This is a genomic window from Burkholderia sp. Ax-1720, assembly GCF_011753035.1.
GTDB classification, from domain to species: domain Bacteria; phylum Pseudomonadota; class Gammaproteobacteria; order Burkholderiales; family Burkholderiaceae; genus Burkholderia; species Burkholderia gladioli.
The window spans coordinates 1-10,542 of record NZ_VWWK01000212.1; the positions used below are offsets into that span (position 1 = coordinate 1).

The 10,542-nt window shown below is 69.4% G+C and carries 11 protein-coding genes; 7 read left to right on the forward strand and 4 right to left on the reverse strand.

All coding sequences use genetic code 11. The features are described 5' to 3' along the window. Nucleotides 1-25 precede the first annotated feature (25 nt). The 4 genes from aroE to mpl form a co-directional block, all read right to left on the reverse strand. Complete coding sequence (gene aroE, locus F3J18_RS32575) at nt 26-904, reverse strand: shikimate dehydrogenase (RefSeq protein WP_166916215.1); 879 nt, start codon at nt 902-904, stop codon at nt 26-28. Then, a complete protein-coding gene (locus F3J18_RS32580; protein ID WP_046576988.1) occupies nt 901-2,991 on the reverse strand; it encodes an RNB domain-containing ribonuclease in 2,091 nt (696 codons plus the stop codon). The genes aroE and F3J18_RS32580 overlap by 4 nt, the downstream gene beginning before the upstream one ends. A 97-nt stretch (nt 2,992-3,088) precedes the next feature. After that, nucleotides 3,089-3,667 (reverse strand): YqiA/YcfP family alpha/beta fold hydrolase, encoded by a 579-nt coding sequence (locus F3J18_RS32585; protein WP_025096821.1) that lies wholly within the window; start codon nt 3,665-3,667, stop codon nt 3,089-3,091. Continuing rightward, nucleotides 3,664-5,061 (reverse strand): UDP-N-acetylmuramate:L-alanyl-gamma-D-glutamyl-meso-diaminopimelate ligase, encoded by a 1,398-nt coding sequence (mpl, locus tag F3J18_RS32590; protein ID WP_025096822.1) that lies wholly within the window; start codon nt 5,059-5,061, stop codon nt 3,664-3,666. The genes F3J18_RS32585 and mpl overlap by 4 nt, the downstream gene beginning before the upstream one ends. A gap of 214 nt (nt 5,062-5,275) precedes the next feature. Here mpl and F3J18_RS32595 point away from each other — a divergent pair, with 214 nt between their 5' ends. The 7 genes from F3J18_RS32595 to F3J18_RS32625 form a co-directional block, all read left to right on the forward strand. Then, on the forward strand, nt 5,276-5,947 hold the full coding sequence (locus F3J18_RS32595) for a hypothetical protein (RefSeq protein WP_036038882.1): 672 nt from the start codon (nt 5,276-5,278) through the stop codon (nt 5,945-5,947). Next, nucleotides 5,937-6,488, forward strand: coding sequence for a TlpA disulfide reductase family protein (locus F3J18_RS32600; protein ID WP_059999877.1), 552 nt, complete (start codon nt 5,937-5,939; stop codon nt 6,486-6,488). Before F3J18_RS32595 ends, F3J18_RS32600 begins: the two co-directional genes overlap by 11 nt. A 195-nt stretch (nt 6,489-6,683) precedes the next feature. Then, nucleotides 6,684-7,136 (forward strand): type II 3-dehydroquinate dehydratase, encoded by a 453-nt coding sequence (gene aroQ, locus F3J18_RS32605; RefSeq protein WP_013696594.1) that lies wholly within the window; start codon nt 6,684-6,686, stop codon nt 7,134-7,136. Nucleotides 7,137-7,204: 68 nt separating this feature from the next. Next, nucleotides 7,205-7,675 carry an acetyl-CoA carboxylase biotin carboxyl carrier protein gene (gene accB, locus F3J18_RS32610; protein ID WP_013696593.1) on the forward strand — a complete coding sequence of 157 codons (471 nt, stop codon included), beginning with the start codon at nt 7,205-7,207 and terminating at the stop codon, nt 7,673-7,675. A 55-nt stretch (nt 7,676-7,730) separates the two neighbouring features. After that, nucleotides 7,731-9,098, forward strand: a complete 1,368-nt coding sequence (gene accC, locus F3J18_RS32615; protein WP_025096825.1) for an acetyl-CoA carboxylase biotin carboxylase subunit — start codon at nt 7,731-7,733, stop codon at nt 9,096-9,098. A gap of 2 nt (nt 9,099-9,100) precedes the next feature. Further along, nucleotides 9,101-10,003, forward strand: a complete 903-nt coding sequence (gene prmA, locus F3J18_RS32620) for a 50S ribosomal protein L11 methyltransferase (RefSeq protein WP_166916218.1) — start codon at nt 9,101-9,103, stop codon at nt 10,001-10,003. A gap of 43 nt (nt 10,004-10,046) precedes the next feature. Further along, the coding region (locus tag F3J18_RS32625) for an MJ0042-type zinc finger domain-containing protein (RefSeq protein WP_240156473.1) at nt 10,047-10,542 on the forward strand (496 nt) is incomplete at its 3' end.

Sequence of the window (10,542 nt, forward strand, 5' to 3'; positions counted from 1 at the left end):
TCCGGCGAAGCTGCCGGCGCTCCGCTCAGGCCGCGGCGGCCAGCGCATCGCGCAGGGCCTCCAGCACGGGCGCGCCGTCGGGCCGCACGCCGCGCCACAGATGGAAGGATTCGGCCGCCTGCTCGACCAGCATGCCGAGCCCGTCGGCGGTGCGCGCGCCGAGCGATTCGGCATGGCGCATGAACACCGTCGGCTGGGCGCCGTACATCATGTCGTAGGCCAGCGTGCCGGCGCCGAACGCGGCCGGGTCGCACTCGGGCAGCGCCGCGTCGAGGCTGCCGGCGGTCGCGTTGACGATCACGTCGTAGGGATGCCGCTCGACCAGCGCCGCGCCGCCGCCGGCCAGCGCGCAGCCGGCATCGTGCGCGGCCTGCGTGAACTGGCCGACCAGCTCCTCGGCCTTGCTGGCGGTGCGGTTGACGATGCTGATCGCGAGCGGGCCGCGATCGAGCATCGGCAGCACCACGCCGCGTGCCGCGCCGCCCGCGCCGAGCAGCAGGATGCGCGCGCCGGCCAGCGACACGCCAAGGTTCTGCTCGATGTCGCGCACCAGGCCGACGCCGTCGGTGTTGTCGCCGTGGATCCGGCCGTCGGCCTCGAAGCGCAGCGTGTTGACGGCACCGGCGGCCGCCGCGCGCGGCGAAAGCGTGTCGGCCAGCGCATGCGCCTCCAGCTTGAAGGGCACGGTGACGTTCGCGCCGCGCCCGCCCGCGGCGATGAACTCGCGCACCGCGGCCGCGAAGCCGTCGAGCGGCGCGAGCCGGGGCGTGTAGTCGATCGCCTGGCCGGTCTGCTCGGCGAAGCGCGCGTGGATGAACGGCGACTTGCTGTGCGCCACGGGATTGCCGAACACCGCGTAGCGCTCGCGCGCGACGGCCTCGGCCGGATTGCGCGGCTCGCTCATTTCGGGTTCTCCTCGCTGTCTCCCGGGGCCGGGGCGGCTGCCTCGCCGTCGGCCTCGGCGAGCGCTTCCGCCTCGCTCTCGGCGGAGGCGTCGGGCGCGTCGACGATGGTGTCGTCGCCGGCCGCCTCGTCAGCGCCCTCCTCCGCGCCCTCGTCCTCGTCGGCGGTCTCGCCGCTCGACACGGTCGGCGCGTCCAGCACGTTGAGCAGCCGCACCGAGGCCTCGATGGTCAGCTCGTCGATCGACATCACGTCGAGCAGCACGCGCGTGCCGCGCGCATGCACGCCGAGCCCCGGCACATGCAGCAGCAGCGGCACTTCCTCGAGTCGCACCAGGTCGCCCTTGACCACCGCGGCGACCACCTGGCGGCGGTTCTCCTGGCGCAGCCAGCGCAGGCACCAGAAATACTCCATGCGGCGCTGGTGATCGGCGTAGGCCGTGTAGGTGTCGTCGAAGCCCTGCACCACCGCGTAGAGATCCGCGTCCTTGGGCTTGAAGGGCGCGGCCAGCTTGGCGGTCACGCCGTGCTGCACGCAGGCCAGCAATTGCCACTGGTTGACCAGGTCGACGTAGCGGCGCAGCGGCGAGGTGCTCCACGCGTACTGCGCCACGCCCAGCCCCTCGTGCGGCGCGGCCGAGGTCTGCATGCGGGTGCGCTTGGGGCCGGTCGGCACGCCGAGCGCGCGCTGCGAGCGGTAGATGCCGGGCACCGTGTGGTCGTGCAGGAAGGCGCCCCAGGTCGAGTTCGAGAGGATCGCCAGCTCCGAGACGATCAAATCGAGCGGCGAGCCGCGCCGGCGCGGCGTGATCGAGATGTGCTCGCCCTCGACGTAGAAGTTGTAGTCGGTATTGCGCTGCACCTCGCGCTTGAGGCCGTAGCCGGCGCGCGCCACCTGGCGCTTCTCGAACAGCGCCTGGGCCAGCGGCCAGAGCACGGCGATGTCGTCCTTGTGCGGGTAATCGCCGCTGCCGGCCGCCAGCGTGTCCTCGGTGACCAGCTCGTCGAGCGTGTTGTGGCGCAGGTTGCTCTTCACGAACACGTATTCGGCGCGCGTCTCGTTGGCGACGATGTCCTGGGTTTCGCGATCGACGATGATGTAGAGCGACAGCGCGGGCCGGAAGTCGCCCTCCTTGAGCGTGAACACCTCGACCACGTCGTCGGGCAGCATGGTGATCTTGTCGCCGGGCATGTAGACGGTCGACAGCCGGGCGCGCGCGATCGCGTCGACCTCGTCGCCGCGCGTGATGCCCAGCGCCGGCGCCGCGATGTGCACGCCGATCCGCACGCGGTTCTCGGGCAGGTGCTCGACCGAGAAGGCATCGTCGATCTCGGTGGTGGTCACGTCGTCGATCGAGAAGGCGTCGACCTTGGCGCGCGGCAGGTCCTCGGGCAGCGGGCCCACCGTGACGGGCGGGAAACCGGTGCCGTGCGGGAAATGCTCGGCCAGGAAACGCGCCTCGTGCAGCGCGCGCGGCGAGGCGATGCCGCCGCAGTCGAGCATCAGCCGCGCCTGCGAGACGCCCAGCGCGATCGCCGCCGCGTCGAGCGCCTTGTACTCGATGGAGTTCTTGTCCGGGCGCGTGAGCAGGGCCAGCGCCTTGCCCTCGAACGCGGCCGGCAGCCGGCCGGCCTTCAGCTCGTCCTCGTAGCCGACCTGCACCAGCGCCTGCTGGCGCTTGCGCTCCAGCGAGGCGAGCGCCATCTTCAGTTGCTCCTCGGGCGCGCGCTGGTACTGGCCGCGCCCCTTGCGGCGGAAGTAGACCGGCGAGCCGTGCATGCGCAGCACCAGCGCCGCGCGCTCGACCGGGCCGTAGCTGCTGCCGAAATACTCGTCGGCCAGCACGCCGTAGGCGAATTCCTCATCCGGCGCGCATTCCCACAGGAAATCCAGGTCGATCTCCTGCGCGGCCGCGTCGGCCTGCTGCATCAGCTCGCCGGCGGCGGGCTTGTCGAATTCGATCAGCACATCCTTGGCGCGCACCTTGGCGCGCCGTCCGCCCGGCAACTCGACCTGAAACGCATCGCCCTGGCGCGACAGCACGCTGCCTGCCTTGAAACTGCCCGATTCCTCGAAAAAAACGTTCACTCGTCTGACTCTCGTTGAGACTGTCCGGCGCCGTCACGCAGCGCCTCGTCCAGCTTGGGATTGAATTCGTTCGTCCGCCGGGGCACCCCGGCCGGGTTCAGCGCAACCGCTCGGCGTCGCAGAAGGCGAGCACCTCGTCGGCATAGTCGGCAAATTCGCTGATGCCGTGGTCGCTGCCGTCGATCACGCGGGTCCGGGCGCCCGGGTAGTGCGCGAGCATCTCGCGATAGTCCAGCACCTCGTCGCCCGTCGCGGCGATCAGATAGTAGCGTTCCGGGCGCGTGATTGCGTTCACGCGCAGCGCGTCGAGCTCGCCGAGATGGCGCGGCTCGACCACGATGCTGCCGCCGCCGTGCCACAGCGGCTGTTCGCCCAGGTAGCGCGCCAGGTCGCGCTGCGGCTGGGTGGCCGGATTGAGCAGCACCGCGCGCCAGCCGTGCTTCTCGGCCAGCCAGGTGGCGTAGTAGCCGCCCAGCGAGCTGCCGATCACCGTCACCTGCCGCGCCGCGACGCCGGCCACCTCGGCCTCGGCCAGCTCGATCGCCTCGAGCGGCGACACCGACAGGCTCGGGCAGCGCCATTCCGAGGCACGGCCGAGCTCGGCCAGGCGAGCCGCCAGCAGGCGCGACTTGAACGACTGCGGCGAGGAGCGGAAGCCGTGCAGGTACAGGATCACTCGCCGCTCCCCTGGCGGGCGCCGAGCGCGTCGAGCAGCTTCTGGTGGACGCCGCCGAAGCCGCCGTTGCTCATCACCAGGATCTGGTCGCCGGGACGCGCGGCGGCCGTGACGGCCTTGACCAGCGCGTTGAGGTCGTCGAAGGCCTGGGCGCGCGCGCCGAGCGGCAGCAGCGCGTCGGCCAGGCTCCAGCCGAGCGCGTCGCGCCCGGCGGCGGCGCCGTAGCCGAATACCAGGTCGGCATCGGCCAGGCTGCCCGGTAGCTGCGCCTTCATGGTGCCGAGCTTCATGGTGTTCGAGCGCGGCTCCAGCACGGCCAGGATCCGTGTGTGCTCGCGGCCGACCCGCGCGCGCAGGCCGGCGATGGTGGTCTCGATTGCGGTCGGATGATGGGCGAAATCGTCGTAGACGGTCACGCCGTCGACGCTGCCGCGAATCTCCATGCGGCGCTTGACGTTGCGAAACGCCGAGAAGGACCGCGCCGCCTGCGCGGGCGGCACGCCCACCGAGCGCGCCGCGGCGATCGCGGCCAGCGCGTTCTGCCGGTTGTGCTCGCCCTGCACGGTCCACTCGACCTCGCCCATGCGCTCGCCGCGCCAGTAGACGGCGAAGCGCTCGTCGACCGGCACCCCGTCCTCGGCCGGTAGCGCCTGCCAGCCGCCCTCCACGCCGAAGCGCTCGACCTCGCTCCAGCAGCCGCGCGCGAGCACGCGTTCGAGCGCGGTCTCGCGGCCGTTGCTGACGATCCGGCCGATGCCGGGCACGGTGCGCACCAGGTGGTGGAATTGGGTTTCGATCGCCGCCAGATCGGGGAAGATGTCGGCGTGATCGTATTCGAGGTTGTTGAGCACGGCCGTGCGCGGCCGGTAATGGACGAACTTCGAGCGCTTGTCGAAGAAGGCCGTGTCGTATTCGTCGGCCTCGATCACGAAGAAGCTCGAATCGGTCAGCCGCGCCGACACGCCGAAGTTCAGCGGCACGCCGCCGATCAGGAAACCGGGGTTCAGGCCCGCGTCCTCGAGCAGCCAGGCCAGCATCGAGCTGGTGGTGGTCTTGCCGTGCGTGCCGGCCACCGCCAGCACCCACTTGCCGGCCAGCACGTGCTCGCCCAGCCATTGCGGCCCGGATACATAAGGCAGGCCGCGATCGAGGATCGCCTCCATCAGCGGATTGCCGCGCGAGACCACGTTGCCGATCACGAACAGGTCCGGGGCCAGATCGATCTGCTCGGCGCCGTAGCCTTCGATCAGCTGTATACCCTGTGCCTCGAGCTGGGTGCTCATCGGCGGATAGACGCCCGCGTCGCATCCGGTCACGGTATGGCCGGCCTCGCGGGCGAGCACGGCGAGACCGCCCATGAACGTGCCGCAGATGCCAAGAATATGGATGTGCATAGAGAACTGTCGCGCCGCGCGGGCGCCTGCGAAGTCGCGATTCGAAAGCGGCGGGCCGGCGCCGCGCCGGCATGCGCCGACGCGCGCGCACGCAGGCACCATGGCGACCGGCGCCGGAAGAAAGGCTGTCATTGTAACTGAGCCGTCCGGTCGCGCCCGGGCGCTTGCGCGGCGGCCCGGGCGGGCCGCGCCGATCGAGTATGATTGCCGGATCATGCCTCGAAAACCCCTGCTCGACCCGCGGCGCGTGCGTGAGGAAATCGCGCTGGCCGCCGCCCGCCTCATCGCCGAGGACGGGCTCGACTATGCCTCGGCCAAGCGCAAGGCCGCCCGCCATCTGCTCGGCGAAAGCCGGATTGCCGGCGAATGGCTGCCCGATAACGACCTGATCGAGGCGGAACTGCACGAATACCTGGCGCTGTTCCAGGGCGACACGCAGCCGGCCGAGCTGGAGCGGCTGCGGCGCATCGCGCTCGACTGGATGGAGCGGCTCGCGCCGTTCTCGCCCTACCTGGCCGGCGCGGTGCTCAACGGCACCGCCAACGCGCATTCGGACATCCATCTGCAGACCTTCTCGGACAACCAGAAGGAGGTCGCGATCTACCTGCTGAACCAGAACATCCAGTACGACGTGTCCGAGACGCGCCATTTCGCGGGCCGCGGCGACGTCGAGACGCTCAGTTTCCTCTGGCGCGAGCGCCGCGACAGCGATGCGATCGGCATCCACGTGGCGCTCTACGACAGCGACGACCTGCGCGGCGCGCTCAGAGCCGACGCGCGCGGCCGGCTGGCCCGCGCCGACGCGGCGGCGCTGCGCGCCCTGATGGCCGCGCCGGCCAATCCCGCCAGTCCTTCAACCTCGATTCGAAGCGAAGATGAACAGTAAACGACTCCTCCCCGTGGCCGTGGTGGCCGCGGTCGCGATTGCCGGCGGCCTGGCCGCCGGCCACTGGGTACGCGGCGACGTGTTCGAAAACAGCGCCCAGGCCGCCACCGCCAAGGCCGCCGACCCGGTCGCGGCGCTCTGGGCCGCCTCGGTCACCGACACCGAAGGCAAGCCGCAGTCGCTCGCCAGCTTCAAGGGCCAGAAGGTCGTGGTCAATTTCTGGGCTTCCTGGTGCGGCCCCTGCGTGCAGGAAATGCCGGAGCTGGTCCAGCTCTCGCACGAATACAAGAGCCGCGGAATTCGCTTCGTCGGCGTGGCCGTGGATTCGGACAAGAACGTCCAGGCCTTCCTGCAGAAGGTCAAGGTCGACTACCCGGTGGTGGTCAGCGGTTATGCCGGCGCGGATCTGGCACGCAATTTCGGCAATACCGCCGGCGCCCTGCCGTTTACCGTGGTAATTGATGCGAACGGCCGGGTACGCGTGACAAAATTAGGTCAAATCCAGGTCGGCGAGCTGAAAAAGACCCTCGATACGCTCTGAGTGTCCAGGCTTTCCGCGACTCGCGTTGCCGGCGGTTGGCTTCCGGTTCGCGGCAGGTTGACGGCAAATATCGCGATCTTCGCGTAACGCCGAGCAAAACCTCCCGCGCGCCGCGCGCCGTGCACGCGGCAAAACTGGACAAATTTCTCGAATCGGCGATAAAGTGCGCCCAATTCCGCAGAAATTGAAGCGACCATGACACGTTTGCTGGTACTGCACGGCCCCAACCTCAATCTTCTCGGTACCCGGGAACCGGAGGTCTATGGGCGCGTGACGCTGGCCGAGATCGATCGGGCGCTGGCCGAGCGCGCGAGCCGGGCAGGTGCCGAGCTCGCCTCGTTCCAGAGCAACCACGAGGGCGCCCTGGTCGATCGCATCCAGGCCGCCCGCGACGAGCAGACCGATTTCATCGTGATCAACCCGGCCGCGTATACGCATACCAGCGTCGCGATCCGCGACGCGCTGGCCGGCGTCGGCATCCCGTTCGTCGAGGTGCACCTGTCGAACGTGCATCGTCGCGAACCGTTCCGGCATCACTCGTACTTCTCCGACCAGGCCGAGGGCGTGATCTGCGGCCTCGGCTGGAAGGGCTACCTGTATGCGCTCGAGCACGCGCTCGACAAGCTGCAGGGCGCGCCGCGCGGCTGATCTGTTTCAAGAATCCGAATTGCCGCCGGCCAGTCCGGCGCTTCACGACTAGACAAGGGGAACTCCCGATGGACCTTCGCAAGCTGAAAACCCTGATCGACCTCGTCTCCGAATCCGGCATCTCCGAGCTGGAAGTCACGGAAGGCGAAGGCAAGGTGCGTATCGTCAAGAACGCGCCGCCGGTCTACGTGCAGCCTGCCAGCGGCTACGCTCCGCAGGTGGGCGCCCCCGCGCCGGCAGCCGCGGCCCCGCTCGAAGGCGCCGCCCCGGCAGCCGCGGCGGCGCCCGCCCCGGCCGCGCCGCAGGGCCACGTGGTCACCTCGCCGATGGTCGGCACCTTCTACCGCGCGCCCTCGCCGGGCGCCGATCCGTTCGTGCAGGTCGGCGACACGGTCAAGGAAGGCCAGACCATCTGCATCATCGAAGCGATGAAGCTGCTCAACGAGATCGAGTCGGACAAGGCGGGCGTCGTCAAGGAAATCCTCGTCGAGAACGGCCAGGCGGTCGAATACGGCCAGCCGCTGTACGTGATCGGCTAAGGCCGAGTGCGCCGCCCCGCGCCAGAGCGCGTCACCGGAAAGACGAATACCCGCTATGTTTGAAAAAATCCTCATTGCCAATCGCGGCGAGATCGCCTTGCGCATCCAGCGCGCGTGCCGCGAACTCGGCGTCAAGACGGTCGTCGTGTACTCGGAAGCCGACAAGGAAGCCAAGTACGTGAAGCTGGCCGACGAGGCGGTCTGTATCGGCCCGGCCCCGTCGAACCTCAGCTACCTGAACATGCCGGCGCTGATCAGCGCGGCCGAGGTGACCGACGCGCAAGCGATCCACCCCGGCTACGGCTTCCTGTCGGAGAACGCCGACTTCGCCGAACGCGTCGAGCAGTCGGGCTTCACCTTCATCGGCCCGCGTCCGGACACGATCCGCATGATGGGCGACAAGGTGTCCGCCAAGCAGGCGATGATCCGCACCGGCGTGCCCTGCGTGCCGGGTTCGGAAGGCGCGCTGCCGGAAGATCCCAAGGAAATCGTCAAGATCGCGCGCGCGGTCGGCTATCCCGTCATCATCAAGGCGGCGGGCGGCGGCGGCGGGCGCGGCATGCGGGTGGTGCACACGGAAGCGGCGCTGGTCAACGCGGTCAACATGACCCGCGAGGAAGCCGGCCGGGCCTTCGGCAACCCGCAGGTCTACATGGAGAAGTACCTCGAGAACCCGCGCCACATCGAGATCCAGGTGCTGGCCGACGCGCACAAGAACGCGCTCTGGCTCGGCGAACGCGACTGCTCGATGCAGCGCCGCCACCAGAAGGTGATCGAGGAAGCGCCGGCGCCCGGCATCGCGCGCCGCCTGATCGACCGGATCGGCGACCGCTGCGCCGACGCCTGCAAGAAGATGGGCTACCTCGGCGCCGGCACCTTCGAGTTCCTCTACGAGAACAACGAGTTCTACTTCATCGAGATGAACACGCGCGTGCAGGTGGAGCACCCGGTCACCGAGCTGATCACGGGCGTCGACATCGTGCAGGAACAGATCAAGATCGCCGCCGGCGAGAAGCTCACGCTGCGCCAGCGCGACATCCAGTTCCGCGGCCACGCGATCGAGTGCCGGATCAACGCCGAGGATCCGTTCAAGTTCACGCCCTCGCCGGGTCGCATCACCTCCTGGCACACGCCGGGCGGCCCCGGCATCCGCGTCGATTCGCATGCCTACAACGGCTATTTTGTGCCGCCCAACTACGACTCGATGATCGGCAAGCTGATCGCCTACGGCGCCACGCGCGAACAGGCGATCCAGCGCATGCGCATCGCGCTGTCGGAAATGGTGGTCGAGGGCATCCAGACCAACATCCCGCTGCACCGCGAGCTGATGCTGGACTCGAAGTTCGTGGAAGGCGGTACCAGCATCCACTATCTCGAAAGCCGGCTCGCCGCGAAGCAGCAGGTCGCGCCGGAAGAGGCCTGAGCATGAGCTACCGGGAACTCGTCGTCGAGCTCGCGCGCGAGCATGCCGAAGCGCTCTCCGATGCGCTGATCGAGCTCGGCGCGCTGTCGGTATCGGTGGAGGACGCCGATGCCGATACGCCCGACGAGCAGCCGCTGTTCGGCGAACCCGGCCTCACGCCCGAGCGCACCGCCTGGCAGCATTCGCGCGTGATCGCGCTGATCGCCGAGGCGCATGACCCGGCGGTGCTGCTGGCGGCCGCCGCCAACGAGATCGGGCTCGACGCCGCGCCCGCGCATGCGGTGCGCGAGGTGGAAGAGCAGGATTGGGTGCGCGTCACCCAATCGCAGTTCGACCCGATCCCGATCGGCGAGCGGATCTGGGTGGTGCCCTCCTGGCACGACGCGCCAGATCCCGATGCGCTGGTGCTCGAACTCGATCCGGGCCTGGCCTTCGGCACCGGCAGCCACCCGACCACGCGGCTCTGCATGGAATGGCTCGAGCAGACCGTCGAGGCCGGCCAGTCGGTGCTCGACTACGGCTGCGGCTCCGGGATCCTGGCGATCCTCGCCAAGAAGTGCGGCGCGGGCCAGGTGATCGGCATCGACATCGACCCGCAGGCGGTCGAGTCGGCGCGCCACAACAGCGAACGCAATCGCGCCGAGGTCAGCTACGGCCTGCCCGACGATTGTCCGGCCGGCGAATTCGACATCGTGGTCGCCAACATCCTGTCGAACCCGCTCAAGCTGATGGCTTCGATGCTCGCCGCGAAGGTCAGGCCGGGCGGGCGCATCGCCCTGTCGGGCGTGCTGGCGCGGCAGGCAGAGGAAGTTGCCGCCGTCTATGCGCGCTATGTCGACATCTCGGTCTGGCGCGAGCACGAAGGTTGGGTATGCCTCGCCGGAACCCGGCGGGAAAGCCATTAGAATAGGCGCTGTCCATCACTCCGGCCCCGCTGCCCGGCTGACCATGCCACTCGCGACGCGCTGCCCCCACTGTGAAACCGTCTTCCGGATTCAGCCGGAGCACCTGAGGCTGCATGGCGGGCTCGCGCGTTGCGGACACTGCCAGCAGGTGTTCGACGCCGCGCACTCGCTGGTCGACCCCGATCCCGAGCTGGCCCCGGCCATCGTCGAAACCACGCCCGCCGCCGCGGGCACGCCGCCGCAACCGCCGCGCGTGTTCTCGGCCACCGCGCCGCAAGCCACGCCCGCGCAGGCCGCCGACGGCAATTTCACGCCGGGCGCCTGGGACATGTGGGCGCCATGGCTCGACGGCGGCATCGATCCCAAGCTACGCCACAACAGCGGCAATACCGACGCCACGCCGCTGGTACCGATCGCGGCCGTGCCCACGGGCGAGGTGCCGGCCAGCGAGGTGCCGGCGCGCGCGGTCGGCGGCTGGGTGGCCGCATCGCCCGCCTTCACCAGCAGCAGGCGCTTGAGCGTGCTGTCCTGGCCGACGA